Below are 21,645 nucleotides of genomic sequence, written 5' to 3'. Positions count from 1 at the left end.
TCTGCGGACAGTCACTCGCCCGTAACCCCACTTTGAGAATATGGCACCTGTGCCACGAGGATTGGTATCCCCATGACATCCAACGCCGAAACCGGACGCCCGTCCGGTAAACGTGGTGTTGGTTCCATGGGCAAGGCATCCTCGTTGTGGCTCCGGTTACTTCTTCTGAGCGCCTCCGCCGCAGTCGCGGCCACCGCAGTCACCTGCGTGATCGCGGCCGTAATGAACGGCGGTCAGGGTGCGCTTTCAGCGGCGTTCGGCGCCGCGCTGGTGATGCTCTTCTTTGGCATCAGCCTTTTGATAGGCCACTATGTGGGCCGCAACAACCCTTCAGGCGCCGTTGGCCTCTTTGTTGCTACGTATTTCATCAAAGTGGTCGGTTTTGCCGTAGTACTGTTTGTGCTCGGCGCGCCGGATTGGCTCCACCACCGCTGGTTCCTGATTGGCGCAGTGGTCACGGTTGTCTTCTGGCAGGCAGCAGAAATCCATGGTTTCAGCAAGGCCCGCCTCCAGATCTACAACGATCCTGAAGAGAAGAAGGGTGGCCCGGATGTCTCCGCGTAAGCGATATTCACGCCCGGCCGCACCAGCCCAGCAACGTGGGAAAGCCAATGAAGCCGCAGAAGCCGGAAACGACGGCGGATACAACGCCGGCATCGCCGTCTTCAGCTACATCATTGGCGGGATCATTGTCTGGAGTTTGATAGGCTGGGGTCTGGATAATCTGTGGGGGACCCGCTGGATTGTGCTCCTTGGCGCTCTGCTGGGAGCCGCAGGAGGGTTCTATCTTTCCCATATGCACGGCCTCACCAGGCAAAGCTCCTCTGCTGGCGAGAGCAACGCAGACAGCGGTCCGTCCACGGACGGGGACAGTAATGCCAAATAATTTCACATGGATTGTGGATGCGTCCAACGCTTCCGGATTCCAACCAATGCCCAATGATGGACACAGCAGAGAGGAAACGCGTTGATCGCGCTTGCGCTCCCCGCCCAGGATTCGGGGTCCTTCACCCCACCCGGAATCGACGAAATGCACCTGCCGGCAATCCTGCCTTGGGGTGCGCACGACGGATTCTCCAAGCAGATGCTGCTGGTGATTCTTTCGGTCGTCATTATCGCTACATTCTTCATCCTCGCTGCACGTAAGCAGCAGCTGGTACCCGGCAAGCTGCAGTTCGCAGGCGAGATGGCTTACGGCTTCGTCCGCAACAGCATCGCCAAGGACATCATCGGCGGCAAGGACTTCATCAAGTACGTCCCGCTGCTGTTCAGCTTGTTCTTCTTCATTTTGGTGAACAACATCTACGGCGCCATCCCTGTGATTCAGCTGCCGAGCTTCTCACACGTAGGCGGCGCCTACGTCATGGCCGGCATCGTGTATTTCACCTGGATCATCATCGGCATCAAGAAGAACGGCCTGAAGTACTTCAAGCTCGCCACCGTTCCTTCCGGCGTCCCGTGGTACATCCTCCCGATCGTGGTACCGATCGAAATCATCTCCAACTTCTTGGTCCGCCCGGTCACGCACAGCCTCCGTCTGTTCGCGACGATGCTGGCCGGTCACCTGATCGTCATGCTCGCCGGTTCCGGCATCGAGTTCCTTGTCATGCAGGAGAACGTCCTGCTCAAGGGCGCATCGGTCCTGGTCCTCGTCGGCGCAATCGCCATGTACATGCTCGAAGCACTGATCATGGCCCTGCAGGCTTACGTGTTCACCCTGTTGACCGCGATCTACATCGAAGGCGCCCTGCACGCCGACAGCCACTAGGCTCCCAAAACTTCCCCTTGCGGGGATGAAGCAACCCAAACAACCTGCCGCACGGGCGGCATCTTGAAAGGAAGAAAAAATGGAAGGCACCATCAACGGCTCCCTCAACCTCATCGGCTACGGTCTCTCGGCCATCGGCGGTGGTATCGGTGTGGGTCTCGTGTTCGCCGCGTACATCAACGGTGTTGCACGTCAGCCGGAAGCTCAGCGTGTGCTGCAGCCGATCGCGTTCCTTGGCCTGGCACTGACTGAAGCTCTTGCCATCCTCGGCCTCGTCTTCGCTTTCGTTCTTTCCTAATAATAAGAACCCAAGCGAATTCGACGCACGAGTAGATAGGACGGGTGAAATATGAATCAGCTGATCATCTCAGCCGCCACTGAAGGCGAAGCGAAGAGCAACCCGCTCGTTCCCAACGTCTGGGAAATGGGCGTTGTCCTCGTCGGCTTTGCGGTCCTCATGTACATCGTGGTCAAGTTTGTTGTCCCGATGTTCGAGAAGACCTTCGCAGAGCGCGCCGAAGCAATCGAAGGTGGCATTGCAAAGGCCGAAGCGGCCCAGGCGGAAGCTTCTGCAGCTCTTGAAGAGTACAAGCAGCAGCTCACCGACGCCCGCGCCGAAGCCAACCGAATCCGTGAAGAAGCACGCGCCGAAGGCGCCCAGATCCTTGCGGACCTCAAGGCCAAGGCTGCAGCAGAGTCTGCCCGCATCACCGAGCAGGCACACGCTGCCATCGAGTCGGAGCGCCAGGCAGCTGTTGTCTCGCTTCGTTCCGAGGTAGGCACCCTGGCCACCACGCTGGCCGGCCGCATCGTTGGTGAAGCACTCACCGACGACCAGCGCGCCGCACGCGTTGTGGACCGCTTCCTTGCAGATCTGGAGACCCAGAGCGCAGGTGCAGCTAAGTAATGGCAGGTATATCGAGCGAATCGCTGACCACAGCACTGGCGCAGTTGGAAGCCAAGCTTCCCTTCGCCTCGCTGCAGTTGGCTAAGGACCTCTTCGGAATCCTGGGAACGGTGGACAGCTCGGCTGGCTTGCGCCGCGCCCTGACTGACCCGTCCCGTACTGGAGACGAAAAGTCGGCGCTGGTCAAGCAGCTGGTTGGCGGAAAAGTCTCCGCTGATGCTGCTGAAATTGCGGGCGGACTGGCCAGCTCACGCTGGGCATCGGCACGCGATATCGGCGATGCACTCGAGACGCTTGCCGCCACGGTTGTCATTGCCGTAGCTGAAAACAAGTCGGCGGTTTCTGCCTCCGGTATCACGGGGCTGGAAGAGCTGGAAAACGATCTGTTTGCCTTCAACCAGATCGTCGCCTCCAGCCACGAAGTACAACGTGCTCTGTCCGAGCCGCAGGGTTCCCCTGCGGCAAAGATTGCACTGGCCGAGAAGCTTGTTCCTGGCAGCAGCGAGGAAGCAAAGGTTCTCATCAGCCAGGCAGTTACGCAGCCGCGCGGTGTCAAGCCGAGCAAGCTCGTCGAGTCTTTCGCCAAGCTTGCAGCCAAGCGTCAGCAGCGCTGGATTGCAACTGTCAGCGTTACCCGTCCGTTGACGGAAACGCAGGCCAGCCGTCTGCAGGCCGGGCTGGATGCCCTGTACGGCCGCGAACTGAAGGTCAACCTCAATGTTGACCCCGCACTGATCGGTGGGATCCGTGTCCAGGTAGGTGACGAAGTGCTCGACGCTTCGGTCATCGCCCGCCTGACCGAACTCCGCCGTCAGCTCGCTGGCTAGCCAGATCAAAGCACAACTTAACTGATATAAAACCCGGTCATCGTGAGCAACGATGATCACGAAAACAGGAGAGCAGGGACTGCAGATGGCCGAATTGACCATCAACGCCGACGACGTCCGTAATGCGTTGAACGAGTTCGCGGCGTCCTACGAACCCGGTAACGCAGAGCGCGTAGAGGTTGGTCGTGTGACCACCGCAAGTGACGGCATCGCCCGTGTTGAGGGTCTTCCCTCGGTCATGGCGAACGAGCTGCTTCGCTTCGAAGATGGCACGCTGGGCCTGGCCCAGAACCTTGACGTCCGCGAGATCGGTGTCATTATCCTCGGTGACTTCACCGGTATTGAAGAAGGCCAGGAAGTTCACCGCACCGGTGAGATCCTGTCCGTTCCGGTTGGCGACGCCTTCCTGGGTCGCGTTGTCGACCCGCTGGGCCAGCCGATTGATGACCTTGGCGAAATCAAGGCCGAAGGCACCCGCGCACTGGAACTCCAGGCTCCGGGCGTTACCGAACGCAAGTCGGTTCACGAACCGATGCAGACCGGCCTCAAGGCTATCGACGCCATGATCCCGATCGGCCGTGGCCAGCGTCAGCTGATCATTGGTGACCGCCAGACCGGTAAGACGGCCATCGCCGTGGACACCATCATCAACCAGAAGGCCAACTGGGCTTCGGGAGATGTCACCAAGCAGGTTCGCTGCGTTTACGTTGGTGTTGGCCAGAAGGCTTCCACCATCGCAGCCGTCCGCCAGACCCTTGAGGACCACGGCGCACTGGAGTACACCACCATCGTGGCCTCCCCGGCATCTGACCCCGCTGGCTTCAAGTACCTGGCACCGTATGCAGGTTCGGCCATCGGCCAGCACTGGATGTACGGCGGCAAGCACGTTCTGGTGATCTTCGATGACCTGTCCAAGCAGGCCGAAGCCTACCGCGCCGTGTCCCTTCTGCTGCGCCGTCCGCCGGGACGCGAAGCATACCCGGGTGACGTGTTCTACTTGCACTCCCGCCTGCTGGAGCGTTGTGCCAAGCTCTCCGACGAGCTCGGTGCAGGTTCGATGACCGGTCTTCCGATCGTCGAGACCAAGGCAAACGACGTCTCCGCGTACATCCCGACCAACGTGATCTCCATCACCGATGGCCAGATCTTCCTCCAGTCGGACCTCTTCAACGCCAACCAGCGCCCCGCTGTTGACGTCGGTGTGTCCGTCTCCCGCGTTGGTGGCGCTGCACAGGTCAAGTCCATGAAGAAGGTCTCCGGTACCTTGAAGCTGGACCTGGCCCAGTACCGCGACATGCAGGCATTCGCCATGTTCGCCTCGGACCTGGATGCTGCATCGCGTCAGCAGCTGACCCGTGGTGCACGCCTGATGGAACTGCTGAAGCAGGGCCAGTACTCACCGTTCCCGGTTGAGAACCAGGTTGTTTCCATCTGGGCCGGCACCAAGGGTCACCTGGACGACGTTCCGGTTGAGGACATCAGCCGCTTCGAGTCCGAGTTCCTGGAGCACCTCACGCACAAGTCCTCCATCCTGACCACGCTGGCGCAGACCAACGTCCTGGATGACGACACCGCTGCAGCCTTGGAGGAAGCGATCGTTTCCTTCAAGAAGGGCTTCTTCGGAGAAGGCGACAACCACCTGGTTGGCGCCGGCCACGAAGAGCACGCAGCGATCTCCGGCGGCGACGTCGACCAGGAAAAGATCGTCAAGCAGAAGCGCTAGTTCCGATCACCTGCCCTGCCGGGGTCCGCAAGGGCCCCGGCAGGGCAGCACATCGGGAACTTAGGAAAGGATAAGTATGGGAGCCCAGATTCGGGTCTACCGTCAGAAGATCAGCTCGACGACGTCGATGCGCAAGATCTTCAAGGCGATGGAACTGATCGCTACCTCGCGCATCGGTAAGGCCCGCGCCCGCGTAGCAGCTTCACTGCCCTACGCGAACGCGATTACCCGCGCCGTTTCTGCTGTCGCAACTCAGAGCGAAATCGACCACCCGCTGACCACCGAGCCGGAGCAGATCCGCCGTGCCGCAGTCCTGATCATTACATCGGACCGTGGCCTTGCAGGATCGTACTCCGCGAGCGTGCTCAAGCAGGCTGAAGGTCTCACCGAGCTTCTTCACGCAGAAGGCAAGGAAGTCAAGGCGTACCTGGTTGGCCGCAAGGCGCAGGCGTACTTCGATTTCCGCAACCGGGCATACGCCCGCGTATGGACCGGTGGCACGGACGCGCCGGAATTCGAAACAGCACAGGAAGTCGGAGCTGCACTTCTCGAAGACTTCTCCACTGACTTCGAAGAGGGTGGCGTGGATGAGATCCACGTCGTCTACACCCGCTTCAAGTCGATGGTGACGCAGGAGCCTACGGTTATCCGTTTGCTTCCGCTGGAGGTCGTCGAAGAGGAAGCAACCTCGGAATCCGAGCTGTTGCCGTTGTACGAGTTTGAACCGGAAACAGAGCAGGTGCTTGACGCACTGCTTCCGCGTTACATCGAGTCCCGCATCTTCGCAGCCATGCTGCAGGCCGCTGCTTCCGAGCTCGCAGCCCGCCAGCGTGCCATGAAGTCGGCCGGTGACAACGCTACGGATTTGATCAAGAAGTACACGCGCCTTCGCAACACGGCCCGCCAGGCCGAGATTACGCAGGAGCTTTCCGAAATCGTTGCCGGCGCCGACGCCCTCGCGTCTTAGCCTGCACCGGATTCGGTTCCAAGCCGCACCTGCAACAAACAGATAAACTTAACCCCACGCCATCTACTGAGTGAAGTGAGAGAGATGACTGCCACTGCTACCGAACACGTAGCAACGGCCGGTGCCACCGGCCGCATTGCCCGTGTTATTGGTCCGGTTGTCGACGTCGAATTCCCGGCTGACGCAATCCCCTCGATTTACAACGCTCTGACCACTGAGATCACTCTCAACGGCCAGACGAAGACCATCACGTTCGAGACCTCCCAGCACCTGGGTGACAACCTCGTCCGCGCCATCTCCCTGCAGGCAACCGACGGACTTGTCCGCGGCACCACCGTGCAGGACTCCGGCGCTCCGATCTCGGTGCCCGTCGGCGACGGCGTCAAGGGCCACATCTTCAACGTTCTCGGCAAGCCGTTGGACGTCGAAGAGTCCGAGATCAAGGCTGACGCCTACTGGCCGATCCACCGCAAGGCTCCGGCCTTCGCATCCCTCGAGGGCTCCACGGAGATGCTCGAGACCGGTATCAAGGTCATCGACCTTCTCACCCCGTACATCAAGGGTGGAAAGATCGGCCTGTTCGGTGGCGCCGGTGTTGGCAAGACCGTTCTGATCCAGGAAATGATCACCCGTGTTGCCCGCAACTTCGGTGGTACTTCCGTATTCGCCGGTGTCGGCGAGCGTACCCGTGAAGGTAACGACCTCTGGGTTGAAATGGAAGAGGCAGGCGTCCTCAAGGACACCGCTCTTGTGTTCGGCCAGATGGATGAGCCGCCGGGAACGCGTCTGCGCGTGGCCCTGTCGGCCCTGACCATGGCGGAGTACTTCCGCGATGTCCAGAACCAGGACGTGTTGCTCTTCATCGACAACATCTTCCGCTTCACCCAGGCAGGCTCGGAAGTTTCCACGCTGCTCGGCCGTATGCCGTCCGCTGTGGGCTACCAGCCCAACCTTGCTGACGAGATGGGCCTCCTCCAGGAGCGCATCACCTCCACCAAGGGTCACTCCATCACGTCGATGCAGGCCATCTACGTGCCGGCTGATGACTACACCGACCCGGCCCCGGCCACGACCTTCGCACACCTCGACGCAACCACGGAACTTTCCCGTGAAATCGCATCCCGTGGTCTGTACCCGGCCGTTGACCCGCTGACGTCGACTTCCCGCATCCTGGATCCCCAGTACATCGGCAAGGACCACTACAACACGGCTGTCCGTGTTAAGCAGATCCTGCAGAAGAACAAGGAACTTCAGGACATCATCGCCATCCTTGGTGTTGACGAACTGTCTGAAGAGGACAAGATCGTCGTGTCGCGTGCACGTCGTATCCAGCAGTTCCTCTCCCAGAACACCTACACCGCCAAGCAGTTCACCGGCGTCGAGGGTTCCACCGTGTCCATCAAGGACACCGTGGAAGGCTTCACGGCCATCTGCGACGGCGAGCTGGACCACATTGCAGAGCAGGCGTTCTTCAACGTCGGTGGCCTGGATGACGTCGAGCGTCAGTGGGCCAAGATCCAGGAACAGACCAAGTAGTATGGCTGAGCTCGAGGTTGAGATTGTCGCAGCGGACCACTTCGTGTGGTCCGGCGCGGCCAAGATGGTGAAGGCCCGCACCAGCGATGGTGAAATCGGAATCCTGCCGGGCCACTCGCCCCTTCTGGCCATCCTGGCTGAGGGCGAGCTGGCAATCCAGCCGGTTTCCGGTGACCGTATTGCGGTAGTGGTCGACGGCGGATTCTTCTCCGTTGACAACGATCGCGTGGTCATTGTTGCTGACAACGCCAAATTGGGCGAAGCGGCTACAGCGGGGATCCGATAGCACGACCTTGATGGACGATTCCCTTATTCCGTTCATCGCCCTGGCAACAGCGTTTACGTTGCTGATCATTTCACTGTGCCTGTTCGGGGTGCGCCGCTTCAACCTGCGGCGTGCCCTGGGCACGGTAGACGCCTCCATTTGCACGGCTGGAAACAGCTGGCAGATGGGGGTTTGTCGTTATCAGGACAATGAGCTGGAGTGGTTCCGCTTGATGTCCTTGAGCGTGATCCCCAAGCACAGATTTACGCGCAGTTCGCTCGAACTGCTGGGCCGCCGCCAACCCACGGAAGATGAACTCGTCAGGGTGCAGCCCGGCGTTGTGGTTGTTGAATTGCAGTACGAAGGCCAAAAGTTCATGCTCGCCATGAATTTCGACGCTTACGCAGGGTTGTCCTCCTGGTTGGAGGCCGGTCCGGTCATCGGCGTCGGTACCTGGCGCTAGGCGTTATGGATTTTCTTTCCGACGTCAGCCTGGTTGGTGGTCCGTTCCTCTGGTTCAGCATTGCTTGCGGTGCTGCCGGTGGAATGTACCTGCTCTGGCGACGACGACGTTCCTGGCCCCTGGTCGTTGTGGGCTCTCTCGCCGTTTCTGCCGGCATCGTGGCGTTGATCCACTGGATCCTGGTGGATCTCATGGCCACTTTTTCAGAGAACCTGCCCTTTGAGACGCTGGCATGGTCTGTGCCGGCGGTTGCAGCTGTCCTTCTCTGCGCGGCCCGCCTTCCACGCAACTCCGGTAAAGGCCGCTCCCTCAGCGTCCTGGCGATGCTGGGAGTCGTTCTTCTGAGTGCTGTCCAAGTGAATCTCTACTTCGGGCTCAACAACTCGGTAGGAGATTTGCTGGGTACTGCAGTGGCCCGCATTCAGCCGCTGGAGGCCGGCCTTCAACGGAGTCCGGACAGTAGTAAGCCCGGCCCCGCCCTCCCGGAGTGGAAAGCCCCCGGGGCCATGCCGGCGCACGGAATTCTGCGCAAGGCCGACATCCCCGGCACCACTTCCGGTTTCACTGCACGGGAAGCGTACATTTATCTTCCCCCCGCATATCAAACCGAACCCCGCCCCAAACTGCCTGTGCTGGTGCTCTTTTCAGGACAGCCCGGTGGCCCGGCCGACTGGTTGACGGGCGGCCAGCTCCGCTCCCAACTCGACCGCTTCGCCGAAGCCCACCACGGACTGGCTCCGGTGACGGTGGTGGTGGATCCGAACGGCTCAAGCGGCGCCAACACCATGTGCATGGACAGCATGATTGCCCCTGCGGACACATATCTCTCCATGGATGTTCCGGCCTGGATCACCTCCACGCTGGACGTCTCGGATGACCCCCGGCTGTGGGCCGTGGGCGGTTTCTCGTTTGGGGGTACATGTGCCATGCAGATGGGCACAGCCCACCCGGAGCTCTTCCCCACCGTGCTGGCGTTCGCGGCGGAACGGGAACCTGCATTGGCCAAGGATCGAAACAAGACCATTCAGGACTCCTTCGACGGCGATACAGCGGCTTTTGAGTCGAGGACGCCTTTGGCCTTGATGCAGCAACGCACTTATGCGGGAAGTGCTGCCTACTTCACGGCCGGCGAAACTGACCACGAATTCACCGACTACATGCATGAGCTCGCTGACGCTGCCCGGCGCGCAGGCTTCGCAGCAGAAGAACATACCATCCAGCACGCAGGACACTCTTGGGACGCTGTTGTCCGGGGAATGCCCGGAGCCTTGGGTTTCCTTGCCGACCGCTGGGAGCTGTCCCGGTGAGCCGTGCCCTCAAGGGTGTGATCAAGCCGGCCGTGCTGCAGGCGGGCAGGCACGTGCGGGCCACGCCGTTCACCCTGCTGGTACTGGGCTTGTTTGTGTTGTTGTCCGTGGTTTCGGACAGTTTCCTGTCCGGTCCGCCGGAGCCGTGGCTTGCTTTCGCCGGCGTATCACTTGATGGTCTGCGGTCTGGAGAATGGTGGTCCATTTGGACGTCGCTGTTCTTCACCACCAATCCCTTGGCTTATGCCACGGCGATCCTGATGATCGTGTTCCTTCTGGGCCTTGCCGAGCGGCACTTGGGGTCACTCAAGACTGCTTGTGTCTTCTTGGGCGCCCAGTTCGCGTGCGTGTCGGCATTCCTCCTGGTCACCCAAGTGGCGCAGTACTCAAATGACGGCTGGCTGTCGCGAATGGTGGATAGCCGGCTGATTGGGCCCTACGGGGCAGCGATGGCTACTGCGTTGGCAGCCAGCGCCCTGCTCCCTACGCTGTGGCAACGGCGCCTGCGCACGGTGGCCCTTTCGGTTTCCTTGCTCCTGGTTCTCTACGTTGGGCACGCTGAGACGGTGGTGGGTTTCCTGGGGGCCCTGATCGGATTGGCCGCAGGGTGGTGGATGCAAAGCAGCCAGGGACATCTCCATCTGCACCGCTCGACGGGCAGGGAAGTACGGAACCTTCTGTCCTTGACGATGGCAATCTTCGCGGTGGGTCCCATCGTTACTGCTGCAGCGAAGAGTCCGTCCGGTCCCCTCGCATTGCTGCGGGACGTCATCCTGAATCCTTTGCCCACTCTCAGCCAGTTGGAAAGCAACTGCGGGGGAACCATTGATGTTTCCTGTTTGGAGGTGGGGCGCCAAGGTTACACGGGCCCGTTCGGTTTGGCGCTGGCAGTGGTACCCGTTGTCCTGCTGCTCATTTGTGCCGATGGCATGAGACGTGGACGCCGGCTGGCCTTGGGGATCGCGATCGGGGTCCAACTGGTAGTGGTGGCGTTGTCAACGATTTACCTTAGCCTCTTTGCCGGCATGCCCAGGCTGCAGGGGCGTCCCCACATCCCCATGCTGAACTCGGCAGTGGTGCACCTGATACCGCTCGTCTTGGTGCCGCTGGTGCTGGCTGTGCTGCTTTTTGTCTACCGTGGCCACTTCCGGGTGGTGTCGTCGGATCGACTCCGGCGCAGAATCTTCTGGTTGGTAGGCCTGACCGGGGCGGGCCTTAGCCTCGCTTACACCGCGGTGTGGTTTGCGTCCGGCGGCATGGACCGCGACGGCGGCTTGCTGGGGTTGGCTGCAGAATTGGCCAGGCAGTATCTTCCCGTTCCACTGCCGGGCGTCTACCGGAAGGTCTTCGCCGAACGTGATGTCGTGGAGGTGTTCCTCTTCTCGTATTCCGGAACGGTGTTCTGGTTGGTGGCGCTGGTGGGCGTATGGATCCTGCTCATCCGTGGACACCATTCCGGCGGACTCGACCACCAGGCCCGCCAGAGAGCCCGTACCCTGGTCAAATCCGGGGGTGACTCATTGTCTTGGATGGCGCTCTGGGAACCCAACAAGTATTGGTTCAACGTTGACGGCACTGGGGGAGTGGCCTACCAGCACCATGGTCACGTGGCCTTGACGTTGGCTGGCCCGTTTGGGTCTGCCCGATATCGTCTGGAAACGGCTGGGGGCTTCCTCGAGTTCTGCACCCAGCAGGCGTTGATACCGTGCTTCTACTCCTGCACGGATGAGCTGTGGCCCATGCTTCAAGCGCGGGGTTTCCGTCGGGTGGCTGTTGCCCAGGAAACCCGCCTGCGGATCAGGGACCTGGAATTCCGGGGTAAGGAGTGGCAGAACGTCAGGACATCGCTGAACCGTGCCAAAAAACTGGGGATAACAGCCAGCTGGGGCCGCTACTCGGAGCTATCGCACGCCGTGCGCGCCCAAGTCACTGAGGTCTCGGAGGAGTGGGCGGCCCAGAAGAAAATTCCGGAGATGGGCTTCACTCTGGGCGGCTTGGACGAGTTGGAGGACGACGACGTGCTGTGCTGCGTTGCCGTTGATGAGGCGGGGTTCGTCTACGGGGTCACCAGTTGGCTTCCGGTCTACGAGGAGGGCCAGGTTGTCAGTTGGACGTTGGACTTCATGAGGCGACGCGGGGACACCTTCCCGGGAGTCATGGAATTCCTGATTGCCTCGGCCATCCTGCACCTGCGTGGCTCCGTAGAGGTCATCTCATTGTCAGGTTCTCCCTTGGCCAGGGAGAAGGGCGAGATCGAACAGCAGGCTGAGGGCCTGGCGGGAATTCTGGATGCCGTCGGGCAGGCACTGGAACCGGTTTATGGATTCAGGTCATTGGCTTCTTTTAAGTCGAGGTTCCAGCCCGAGTACCGAACGTTGTACATGTATTACCAAGACCCGTTGCACCTTCCGGCAATGGGGCGGGCACTAAGCCGCGCCTATCTGCCCGGATTGTCGGTACGGCATTCAGCCCGGCTGCTCCGGACCCTCGTTGCTTGAATAGTCAACCCCATTCACCGGGGCCAGTTCGTCTTTCTTCATGGTTAGTAACAGATGTTGTCGAAATATCAGACATTATTGGCCCCTTAAACACATTGACCCCGACGCGAAAGCCGGGGTCAATGTGTTTGTTGAATCTGCAACCAGCAGAATTCAGCAGGTAAGGCTAGACGACGGTAACGCCGGTTGCCTGGGGGCCCTTGGCGCCCTGACCGATCTCGAACTGAACGCGCTGGTTCTCATCGAGGGTCTTGAAGCCACCGGTCTGGATCTCAGAGTAGTGAACAAAAACGTCCCCATCCGAGTCATCCGGGGTGATAAAGCCGAAGCCCTTTTCAGCGTTGAACCACTTGACGGTTCCCAGTGCCATGTATTTCTCCTCATTATGGAACTTCAGTCCGATACACCTCGTACCGGCTTTGTTACTCCGCGAGAAGATCTTGGATTCCGTCCGGGGATGCCGGTTGGATTCGCAGGAGCTTCACGCTCGCAACTCGTCTTGCGAGCATGAAAACCACCTACACAAAGACTGCTACAACACTTTCATGTGCCCTGCCGGAGGTCAACGGTCTTTTGGGCAATTCTGGAAAATTTTCGGTAAAAAGAAGGTAACGCGGCTCATTCAATTAGCGCTGTGACAGCCACTGGCCGTTGCGCATCACGCCAGTGAGTTCAAGATCTTCGTTAGTAACAACGATGTCGGCACGCAGGCCACGGCGCAGTCCGCCTATTTCGTCGGAAAGTCCAAGGACAGCCGCAGGTACCGCCGTCGCGGAACAAATGGCGTCGGGAAGATCGACGCCGGCAGCTACGGTTTTGCGGACAACCTCCAGGAGGGTGGCGGTGCCGCCTGCGATTGACCCCGTGGCGTCGAGCGTGGCGACACCATCACTGACGGTCACAGGGGAGGGGCCCAGCATGTAGCTGCCGTCCGAAAGCCCTGCGGCGGCCATGGAGTCCGTCACCAGGACAATATTGGCAGCTCCTACAAGTTGGAAGACCGTGGCTACCGTGCTGGGATCCAGATGTGTGCCGTCGGCGATGAGCTCCACCACAGCCTTTCCTTCCTGCGCCATCCGCAGGCAGGCAGCAACGGGACCCGGCGCCCGGTGGTGCAGTGGAGGCATCCCATTAAAAAGGTGGGTCACGGTGGGAAGTGAGCTGACGCCGTCGAACCCTGCTGATTCCAGCCCTTCACGGGCGGCGGCCAGTGACGCCGTTGCCGTGGCGTCATCGCAATCGGTGTGGCCCAGCGACGGAGTGACGCCGTGGGAGGTCATCAGGTCCACCAGCGCGGCCGCGCCAGGAAGCTCGGGGGCATAGGTCATGGTGGCCAGCTTGCCGGCGGCAGCGCCAACGAGCTCCTCCATGAGGTCCAGGTCCGGTTCCAGCAAGTAGTCCGGGTTCTGGGCTCCGCAGCGGGCATGGGACAGGAACGGGCCTTCAAGGTGGATTCCGGCTACGAGGCCTTCATCCGCGAGCTTTACATACAGCTGGATGCCACGGAGGAGGTCCTCCGGGGGAGCGGTCACCATGCTGGCCAGGAACGTTGTTGTTCCCGAACGGTGCAGGAAGTCGACGGCTTTGCGCGCCGATGCCTCTTCACCGCCAGGGAAGTCGCCGCCATTGCCACCGTGGCAGTGAACATCCACCAGTCCGGGAATCAGGTAGCTGCCGCTGGGGACTCCCAAACGGACAGCGCTCTGGAAACCTTCAAATGATTCCGGATCAAAGCCACCCGCAGCTCCGGCGTAGGCGATTCTGTCGCCTTCGATGGCAACAAGGCCGTCCTCCACCACCTCGCCGTCACTGACAATCGTGCCTTTGATGATCTGGTGGCTTGGCGCGGAAGAAGTGGACAAACGATCTGCGGCAGTCATGATGTCGATTCTAGTGGCCTGCGGCACATGAGCCCGGGGAAGTGCTAGAAGAGCCGGGACTCGCTGTCATCCACGCCCCGCATGGCGTCATAATCCAGCGTCACGCAGGCGATCCCGCGATCGTTGGCCAGGACCTTTGCCTGGGGCTTGATCTGTTGCGCGGCGAAGATGCCGCGCACTGGTGCCAGGAGGGGATCGCGGTTGAGCAGCTCAAGGTACCGTGTCAGCTGTTCGACGCCGTCAATGTCGCCGCGGCGTTTGAGTTCAACGGCCACTGTAGCGCCGTTGGCATCCCGGGCCAGGATGTCTACCGGACCAATTGCGGTGAAGTATTCGCGCCGGATGAGGGAGTAGCCGGTACCGAGGGTCTCGATCTGCTCCGCAAGTAGCCGCTGAAGATCCGCTTCCACCCCATCCTTGATCAGGCCGGGGTCGGTACCGAGCTCGTGCGAGGTGTCATGCAGTTGCTCGTAGATGTTGATGATCAGGCGGTCATCGGTCTTGGCAGACTGGACAGTCCACTGTTCCACTACGCCTTCCTCCACGTCCGTCTCCTCCGGCGTGGTCACCCGGAGTGTGGCTGGCGGGCTCATCCAGTTCAGCGGCTTGTAGGAGCCGCCGTCCGAGTGCACCAATACCGAGCCGTCGGCCTTGACCAGCAGAAGCCGGGTGGCGAGGGGGAGGTGGGCCTTGAGGCGGCCAACGTAATCAACAGAACAACGGGCTATGACGAGTCGCACCCGCCCCACATTACCGTCTCAGCATCTGCAACAGTGTGGCTGGGGCAGAATGGAAGCATGCCCCGCTCCAACCGCCCTCGTCGCAACGCGTCCAGCACACGCTCCGGCAATGCCGGCGGCAAATGGGCCGAGCCGGTACCTGAGCTTGACCTTGAAAGGGCACGGGGTGGAATTGCCCGGCGGGAAAGTGCTCCGGATGGTGACTGGATGGTCCGGACCATGACAGCCAAAAAAGCGGAGAAGCAGTACATCTGCCCCGGCTGCTCCACGGCCATCGTTCCCGGCATCGCGCATCTGGTGGTGTGGTCCGACAGCCACCTGTTCGGGCAAGCGGCCGGGTTGGCCGAACGCAGGCACTGGCACACCAATTGTTGGACGGGCAGGACGTACCGCTACCGCTGATTCGCTAGGCTGGGAACCATGACTTTCGACCCCGCCTCGTTCGTGTTTACCCCGCAGGCTGCCCCCTCGGAGATCCGCGCTTCCACGGTCCTTCCCGCCCGCCGCGAGAATGTGGAGTTCACCACAGAGGACGGCAAGGTGCTGCTGGGCGAGCTGGCGTTGCCGGAATCAGGGGAGGTCACCGCGACGTTGATTACCCTCCACCCGCTGCCCACGCACGGTGGGTTCATGGATTCCCACGTCTACCGGAAGGCCTCCTACAGGCTCCCGGCGCTGGCCGGTGTGGCTGTGCTCAGGTTCAACACGCGCGGCACCCAGTCGCCGCGCGGTACCAGCGATGGCCACTTCGAAGAAGGTATCGGAGAGCGTTACGACGTAGAAGCGGCAGTTCGCTTTGCTGTCGAGCGGGGATTGCCTAACCGTTGGCTCGTCGGTTGGTCCTTCGGCACCGAACTTGCCTTGATGTATGGCGCTGTGGAGCCGGTGGCCCCGGAGATCGAAGGTGCAGTGCTGCTTTCCCCGCCCTTGCACCGCGCCACCGATGTCCACCTCAAGGAATGGGCCGTCTCCGGCAAGCCGCTCACGGTCCTGGTACCGGAGCACGATGACTACCTGCAGCCTGCCGAAGCAGCACAGCGGTTCAGCTTGGTGCCGCAGGCCCGGATTGTCGGCGTCGATGGCGCCAAGCACCTGTGGGTGGGCGAGAAGTACGCGGCGCGGGTCTTGAATGAAATCGTCGACGACGTCACTCCCGCAGGTGCCGGCGTTGACGGACTGCCCCGCGAGTGGGCGGGGTCGGTAGCGAACGGGTAGTCCGGTAGCGAACGGGTAGTCCGGTAGCGAACGGGTAGTCCGTTCGCTGCAGCGAAGAGTTCTTGTACGGGTAATGCCCCCCAACCTCGCGGTTGGGGGGCATTATCTGTACAAGAACCAGGCAGGGGACGAGGTCAGTGCCGGTCTTGGCGGATGATGAACACTTCCTTGATGAGCAGCATGATGGCGGCCGCCGTGGGAATGGCGATCAGCGCGCCCAGGACGCCGAGCAGGCTGCCACCAGCGATCACCGAGATCACAGCCACGGCGCCCGGAACGGCCACGGCACGTTGCATGATGCGTGGCGAGATGAAGTACGCCTCGAACTGCAGATAGGCGAAGTAGGCGATCGCGTAGATAACGGCGGTCTGCCACCCGGCGGTGAGGGCTACCAGGATGACCACCACGGCGGCGATCATGCCGCCCACCAGCGGAATGAAGGCGAGCAGGGCCACCACAAAGGCAAGCAGGACGCTGAAGGGGATGCCCAGGATGGTCATCACAATGAAAGCGAAGATCGCATTCAGGAGAGCAACGCAGGCCTGGCCGATCACGTAGTTGCCCACGGAATCGGTGATCGCCTCTGAAAGAGCTTCAACACGGGGTCGGCGGGACCGGGGAGCGAGGCGGTAGGCCCACTTCTTCATGGACGGCAGGGCCGCCAGGAAGTAGAGGCTCAGGACCAGCACGATCAGCGAGCCGAACAGGCCGTTGGCAACCGTGGAGCCGAAGCCGACCACGCCGCCGAAGATGCCGCCCATGGCCTCGGGATCCTTGACGAATTTATCCAGCTCGGTGGTGATCCGGTCACGGACGCCGAACTGGCTGTCGGCGTTGCGGAAGAAGTCCGAGTCGAGGAAGCCCCGGATCCATTCGGGGGCCTGGCGAACGATTTCCGATACCTGTTCAACGATGGTGGGGATCAGGGTTGCGAAGAACCCTGCCACGGCCAGGACGAGGGCTGAAACGGAGATCAGGATGCCGGCGGGCCGGGGGACCCTTCGGGACTCCAGCCAGCGGACTACGGGGTCCAGGCCCAGAGCTATGAAGAGTGCGGCGACGATCCACAGGATGAGCTGGGTGGTGTTGCTGGCGATGTAGAAGACTGCAAGGGCAATGCCGACGCCGGCGGTCCCCATGAAGCCCACATAGAGGGGATGCTGGGATGACATCCGAGGCCCCGGGGCTCCGAAGCCGTGGTCGTCCTCCGGCCGGAGGCTGCCTGCCCCCTCATCTGTTTCGTCTTCGGGGGGCATTTCGAACCGTACGCGGTTGCGGGCTCCGGGAATGGGCTGCTTCAACCTGCGCCCGAGGGCGGCGAGGCGTCCGGTGCGGACCGGAACCGTTGCGGCGGTGCCGTCCGAGGAAGCATCCACCGCACTTGACCCGGGCTCATCGGTGGGACGGGGCTCCAAGTGGTCTTTCACGCGGTTTTGCTGCCTTTTCATTAGTGGTAAAGGGCTGATTCAGGCGCTGAAAGGCCCGTTTATCATGATCATCGCCACACTATCAGGAGCTCGGAATGCCGCGGGGGCGGCGCGATGGCGGGGTTTTCCCGATGTTGGGGAGATCACCCCGATCTGACTCTCTGATAACAAAACGGTTACCCTTGAAGTTCAACGACCGCTGATGATAGGTGATCCTGTGCGTTTGAAGACTGCAGCCTTGCTGGTGCTGCTGGGCCTGCTGACGATGCTGGCCGGCATTGGCCAGCTGACTTTCTGGGCCCCCTCCGAGACCGTAACCGCCTCGGTTCCCAGCGATACCAAAGCTGCCCCGTTGACGGTGATCGACCCCAAGTTGATTGCCCTTCATGAGGGGCCAGTGAAGATCAAGATCCAGGGCGAAGGCAATTTCATGGTCGCCACCGGACGTCCGGACGACGTTGAAGCCTGGGTGGGTGGGACTGCCCACACCACGCTGACCGGCGTGTCAGCAGACCAGAAGTCACTGGAAGCCTCCTCGGTGGACGGCGAAGCAACGGCCCCCTCCCCGGCGGGATCCGATCTGTGGGTCAGCACCGAAGACGCCAGCGGAGAGCTGGACTACACCTGGAACCCTCCTGCTGATGGCGAGTGGTCCCTGCTGGTAGCCGCAGACGGAACCCAGCCTGCGCCGTCGTCGATTTCCATGACCTTCCCGAACAACGCCACCACCCCTTGGGCCGTGCCGCTGATCGTACTGGGCATCATCATCATCCTGGTGGGAGCGGCTTTGCCCTTCATCGCCAAAGCCCTGTCCAACCGCCGCAAGGACGGCCAGGACGACGAGCCGCATGATGGCGGGGAGACCACCACGCTGCCCGTCCAGTCGACGTCAGGTGACGCCGGCCGTCGTCGTGGTCCGGAGACCGAGGGCCCTGCGCTCCGGGTGACCGCCATTGCTGCCGCTTTGGCCGCGGTCATGGTAGGCGGCACGGCTGTCGCCGCCCAGGCAACCACCACGCCTGAGGCGACCCCCACCTCTTCTGCCGCAGCTCCTGCCGAAGGTGAAGGCGGCACCCCCGTGCTGCTGGAATCCCAGTTGCAGCGGATCCTGGAACAGGTTGCCAGCACGGTTGATGCTGCTGACGCTGCCAAGGATGCAGCCAAGCTGGCTCCCCGCGTTGACAAGATGGAACTGCAGATCCGTACGCAGAACTACAAGGTCCGCACCGCTGTGTCGGCTTACGAAGCCCGTATGCCCGTCCGGGCCACCAAGCTCCAGAGCAGCGTCATCAGCACCAAGCGCGAGTGGCCGCGTACAGTCTTTGCCCTGACCCAGGGCGAGGGCAACGTTGTGCCGCAGGTCCTGACGCTGGTTCAGCTCTCGCCGCGCGAAAACTACAAGCTCTGGGGCAGTGCCCCGCTCCAGCCGGGCACCAACTTCCCGTCGTTCCCGGTTCCCCGTGAAGGAACCGAACCTGTGCCTGCCGCCGACAAGACCGGCTTGGCGTACAGCGGCAACGAGGCCTTGGGCATTCTGGCTGAAATGCTGACCACGCCTGATTCCCCGAACCGGAGCAAGCTGGCCGACGGCCAGGCGTCCCCGTACATCGCCGGTGCCCTTGCCTACCAGGCAGACACCGTGAAGAACGGGACCAGCGCCAACTTCAAGTTCACCCACACACCCGTGCCCAACCAGACCGTAGTGCTGCGCACTGCCGACGGCGGTGCGCTGGTGGTGGGTCGCCTGGACTTCGCCTTCGAGGGCACGCCCAAGGCGGCAGGAGACAAACTCCTGCTTGAAGACGATTCCGCCGTCTTTGCCGGGGGTAAGGAGACTACTACCGGCATGGTGCTGAACTTCGCCGAGTCCGTGGCGGTGTACATTCCGCCGGCAGGATCTGCCGACCCCATGAAGCTCGTAGCTGCCACCCGTGGCTTGGTAGGGGCAAGCTTCAAATAGGCAATTCCGCTGCAGGGCAGCGGCTAGAGTGGATGGTATGAGTTCGCCCGGATACCGACCCACTCCAGCCGCTGCCAGCCAGCTCAACCTTCGCGGCGCCGTTGACCTCTCGTCACTGCGCCGCCCGGCCGCACCTCCCGCGCCGCCAGCCTCCGCTTCCGCGGACGGTGCTGCGCGCGACGGCGGCACCCCCAACGGTGATGAAACCAATGGTGGCGCCGGCAGGGCACCCCTTCGCGTGGATGCCACCGAAACAAACTTCCAGGATCTGGTGCAGCTGTCTGCGCAGGTTCCTGTTCTCTTCCTTCTCTGGTCGCGCTATGCACCGGAATCACCCGCAGTCCTTGACTCCGCTGAGCGCGTGGTGGCGAGTTACGCCGGGCGGTTGGTTCTTGCCGCGGCCGACGTCGACGCCTTCCCGCAGCTGGCCCAGGCTTTCCAGGTGCAGGCTGTCCCCACGGCGGTGGCCGTGGTGAAAGGCCAGCCGGTTCCTCTTTTCCAAGGTCCTGCCGCTGACGCGCAGATCAAGGACCTGGTGGACGAACTCCTCAAGGTAGCTGCCGCCAACGGGGTCACCGGTAGCATCGGGGACGCCGCAGCCCAGGGTGAAGACGCCGGGCCTGAGCCCCTCCCGCCCCTGCACCAGGCCGCCATCGACGCGATCGAGGCCGGTGACTACGCCGGAGCAGCTGCGTCCTACAAGCAAGCCCTCCTTGAACAGCCAGCCGACGCTGACGCCAAAGCCGGACTTGCCCAGGTTGAACTCATGGCCCGGTTGGAGAACCTTTCCGCTCCGGAGGCAGAGAGCCTCCGTGACCTTGCCGCCCGGGAACCGGACAACCTGGACGCCCAGTTGGGCGTTGCAGACCTTGACGTTTCCGGGGGACACATCGAGGACGCCTTCAGCCGCATCATTACGTTCATCGGCAGGAATTTCGGTCCTGAACGCGAGACCGCGCGCGTACGGCTCCTCGAGCTTTTCGAGGTCGTCGGAACATCGGACGAGAGGGTAGCCAAGGCCCGTCAGGGACTCGCGAGGGTTCTTTTCTAGTGCCTTCCGCGTTGTTTTCCCCGCTGCAGCTGCGTTCACTGACCATCCCGCACCGGGGATGGGTCTCGCCCATGTGCCAGTACAGCTGTCATCCCGGGACCGGAGAAGGCGTCCCCAACGACTGGCATTTGATGCACCTCGGTTCTTTCGCCGCAGGTGGAGCCGCCTTGATCATGAGTGAGGCCGCGGCGGTGAACGCTGTGGGCAGGATCAGCCCGTTGGACGCCGGACTTTACTCCGATGAGCAGGCTGCGGGCTGGGAACGCATTGTCGATTTTGTCCACCGGCATGGCGCAGTGGAGTGCCGGATCGGCGCGCAGCTGGCCCATGCAGGGCGCAAGGCTTCGACGTACTGGCCGTTCGCTCATCAGTCAGGTTCCGTGCCGTCGTCCGACGGCGGGTGGGGCACCGTTGGACCTGCCACCCAGCCGTTTGACGGCTATGCCGCGCCGGCTGCCATGAGCGAAGAGGACATCCTTGCCGTGGTGGACGACTTTGCCGCCGCGGCCTCACGGGCCGTTGCTGCCGGTTTCGACACCGTGGAGATCCACGGCGCCCACGGATATCTGTTGCACCAGTTCCAAAGCCCCCTCATCAACACCCGGACGGACAGGTGGGGTGGAAACGAGGAGGGGCGGAACAAGCTCATGCTCACTGTGGTGGACGCGGTCCGCGACGTCATCCCGGACTCCATGCCGCTCCTGTTGAGGATCTCCGCTACCGATTGGGCTGACGGGGGAGTGGACGCTGAGGCATCAGTCCGCCTGGCCCGCGCTGCTGCCGGTCGCGGCGTCGACCTCGTGGATGTCTCTTCCGGCGGCGCTGTGGCGCACCAGAAAATCAGGGCCGTGCCTGGCTACCAGGCCGGGTTCGCCGAACAGATAAGGCGCGACGCCGGTGTCCCCACTGGTGCGGTGGGGCTCCTCACCAGTGCTGCACAGGCCGAGGACATCGTTGCCAACGGCAGGGCGGATGGCGTGTTCATGGCACGGGCGGCCCTGCGCGATCCCCATTGGTGGCTGAGGGCTGCGTACGAACTCGGCCATGACATCCCCTGGGTTCCGCAATACCAGCGGGCCGTCCCCCGCCACGGCTTCTAGAACCGGATCCG

General features: G+C 61.9%; 22 protein-coding genes. 18 read left to right on the top strand and 4 right to left on the bottom strand.

What is annotated here, in order from left to right; translation table 11 throughout:
* Window positions 1-72 precede the first annotated feature (72 nt).
* The 13 genes from AYX22_RS13595 to AYX22_RS13535 all read left to right on the top strand — a co-directional run bounded on the left by AYX22_RS13595 (window position 73) and on the right by AYX22_RS13535 (window position 12,261).
* The gene (locus tag AYX22_RS13595; RefSeq protein ID WP_207593904.1) at window positions 73-564 is read left to right on the top strand and encodes a hypothetical protein; all 492 of its coding nucleotides are present in this window, start codon (window positions 73-75) and stop codon (window positions 562-564) included.
* Window positions 551-886 (top strand): hypothetical protein, encoded by a 336-nt coding sequence (locus AYX22_RS13590; RefSeq protein WP_207593903.1) that lies wholly within the window; start codon window positions 551-553, stop codon window positions 884-886. The genes AYX22_RS13595 and AYX22_RS13590 overlap by 14 nt, the downstream gene beginning before the upstream one ends.
* Before the next feature lie 81 nt (window positions 887-967).
* Complete coding sequence (gene atpB / locus AYX22_RS13585; RefSeq protein WP_172322239.1) at window positions 968-1,768, top strand: F0F1 ATP synthase subunit A; 801 nt, start codon at window positions 968-970, stop codon at window positions 1,766-1,768.
* Between the two features lie 79 nt (window positions 1,769-1,847).
* Window positions 1,848-2,066 carry an ATP synthase F0 subunit C gene (atpE, locus tag AYX22_RS13580; RefSeq protein WP_011775261.1) on the top strand — a complete coding sequence of 73 codons (219 nt, stop codon included), beginning with the start codon at window positions 1,848-1,850 and terminating at the stop codon, window positions 2,064-2,066.
* Window positions 2,067-2,117: 51 nt separating this feature from the next.
* The gene (locus tag AYX22_RS13575; RefSeq protein ID WP_024817283.1) at window positions 2,118-2,675 is read left to right on the top strand and encodes a F0F1 ATP synthase subunit B; all 558 of its coding nucleotides are present in this window, start codon (window positions 2,118-2,120) and stop codon (window positions 2,673-2,675) included.
* Window positions 2,675-3,502, top strand: coding sequence for a F0F1 ATP synthase subunit delta (locus tag AYX22_RS13570; protein WP_207593902.1), 828 nt, complete (start codon window positions 2,675-2,677; stop codon window positions 3,500-3,502). The genes AYX22_RS13575 and AYX22_RS13570 overlap by 1 nt, the downstream gene beginning before the upstream one ends.
* A gap of 85 nt (window positions 3,503-3,587) precedes the next feature.
* Entirely contained in the window at window positions 3,588-5,225 is a 1,638-nt protein-coding gene (atpA, locus tag AYX22_RS13565) for a F0F1 ATP synthase subunit alpha (RefSeq protein ID WP_207597589.1), read from the top strand.
* Between the two features lie 76 nt (window positions 5,226-5,301).
* Window positions 5,302-6,192, top strand: a complete 891-nt coding sequence (locus tag AYX22_RS13560; RefSeq protein WP_207593901.1) for a F0F1 ATP synthase subunit gamma — start codon at window positions 5,302-5,304, stop codon at window positions 6,190-6,192.
* Window positions 6,193-6,276: 84 nt separating this feature from the next.
* Entirely contained in the window at window positions 6,277-7,728 is a 1,452-nt protein-coding gene (gene atpD / locus AYX22_RS13555) for a F0F1 ATP synthase subunit beta (protein WP_089595532.1), read from the top strand.
* Window position 7,729: 1 nt separating this feature from the next.
* Complete coding sequence (locus AYX22_RS13550) at window positions 7,730-8,014, top strand: F0F1 ATP synthase subunit epsilon (RefSeq protein WP_026540143.1); 285 nt, start codon at window positions 7,730-7,732, stop codon at window positions 8,012-8,014.
* A 10-nt stretch (window positions 8,015-8,024) separates the two neighbouring features.
* Window positions 8,025-8,456, top strand: coding sequence for a DUF2550 domain-containing protein (locus tag AYX22_RS13545; protein ID WP_207593900.1), 432 nt, complete (start codon window positions 8,025-8,027; stop codon window positions 8,454-8,456).
* A gap of 5 nt (window positions 8,457-8,461) precedes the next feature.
* Window positions 8,462-9,763 (top strand): alpha/beta hydrolase-fold protein, encoded by a 1,302-nt coding sequence (locus AYX22_RS13540; protein WP_207593899.1) that lies wholly within the window; start codon window positions 8,462-8,464, stop codon window positions 9,761-9,763.
* Window positions 9,745-12,261, top strand: a complete 2,517-nt coding sequence (locus AYX22_RS13535; RefSeq protein ID WP_207597588.1) for a DUF2156 domain-containing protein — start codon at window positions 9,745-9,747, stop codon at window positions 12,259-12,261. The genes AYX22_RS13540 and AYX22_RS13535 overlap by 19 nt, the downstream gene beginning before the upstream one ends.
* 166 nt (window positions 12,262-12,427) lie before the next feature.
* On the opposite strand, the gene AYX22_RS13530 is transcribed toward AYX22_RS13535, so the two are convergent.
* The 3 genes from AYX22_RS13530 to nucS form a co-directional block, all read right to left on the bottom strand.
* On the bottom strand, window positions 12,428-12,631 hold the full coding sequence (locus tag AYX22_RS13530; RefSeq protein ID WP_018776337.1) for a cold-shock protein: 204 nt from the start codon (window positions 12,629-12,631) through the stop codon (window positions 12,428-12,430).
* A gap of 256 nt (window positions 12,632-12,887) precedes the next feature.
* Window positions 12,888-14,141, bottom strand: a complete 1,254-nt coding sequence (gene nagA, locus AYX22_RS13525; RefSeq protein WP_207593898.1) for an N-acetylglucosamine-6-phosphate deacetylase — start codon at window positions 14,139-14,141, stop codon at window positions 12,888-12,890.
* 44 nt (window positions 14,142-14,185) lie between these two features.
* Window positions 14,186-14,881, bottom strand: a complete 696-nt coding sequence (nucS, locus tag AYX22_RS13520) for an endonuclease NucS (RefSeq protein ID WP_026540148.1) — start codon at window positions 14,879-14,881, stop codon at window positions 14,186-14,188.
* A 57-nt stretch (window positions 14,882-14,938) separates the two neighbouring features.
* Between nucS and AYX22_RS13515 the strand changes: the two genes are divergently transcribed.
* Window positions 14,939-15,283 (top strand): ATP/GTP-binding protein, encoded by a 345-nt coding sequence (locus AYX22_RS13515; RefSeq protein ID WP_207593897.1) that lies wholly within the window; start codon window positions 14,939-14,941, stop codon window positions 15,281-15,283.
* A gap of 18 nt (window positions 15,284-15,301) precedes the next feature.
* Entirely contained in the window at window positions 15,302-16,096 is a 795-nt protein-coding gene (locus AYX22_RS13510) for an alpha/beta hydrolase (protein ID WP_207593896.1), read from the top strand.
* Between the two features lie 134 nt (window positions 16,097-16,230).
* Here the strand turns inward: AYX22_RS13510 and AYX22_RS13505 are convergent, their stop codons facing one another.
* Entirely contained in the window at window positions 16,231-17,523 is a 1,293-nt protein-coding gene (locus AYX22_RS13505) for an AI-2E family transporter (protein WP_207593895.1), read from the bottom strand.
* A gap of 202 nt (window positions 17,524-17,725) precedes the next feature.
* Between AYX22_RS13505 and AYX22_RS13500 the strand changes: the two genes are divergently transcribed.
* From AYX22_RS13500 to AYX22_RS13490, 3 genes are read left to right on the top strand one after another with little or no spacing between them, the layout of a single operon-like run.
* A complete protein-coding gene (locus tag AYX22_RS13500; RefSeq protein ID WP_207593894.1) occupies window positions 17,726-19,483 on the top strand; it encodes a hypothetical protein in 1,758 nt (585 codons plus the stop codon).
* A 37-nt stretch (window positions 19,484-19,520) separates the two neighbouring features.
* Window positions 19,521-20,534, top strand: coding sequence for a tetratricopeptide repeat protein (locus AYX22_RS13495; RefSeq protein WP_207593893.1), 1,014 nt, complete (start codon window positions 19,521-19,523; stop codon window positions 20,532-20,534).
* The gene (locus AYX22_RS13490) at window positions 20,534-21,634 is read left to right on the top strand and encodes an NADH:flavin oxidoreductase/NADH oxidase (RefSeq protein WP_207593892.1); all 1,101 of its coding nucleotides are present in this window, start codon (window positions 20,534-20,536) and stop codon (window positions 21,632-21,634) included. Before AYX22_RS13495 ends, AYX22_RS13490 begins: the two co-directional genes overlap by 1 nt.
* Window positions 21,635-21,645: the final 11 nt, after the last annotated feature.

The organism is Arthrobacter sp. D5-1 (assembly GCF_017357425.1).
Classification (GTDB): Bacteria; Actinomycetota; Actinomycetes; order Actinomycetales; family Micrococcaceae; genus Arthrobacter.
The sequence above is the reverse complement of the archived record's forward strand: the minus strand, read 5'-3'. Positions and strand labels throughout refer to the sequence as shown.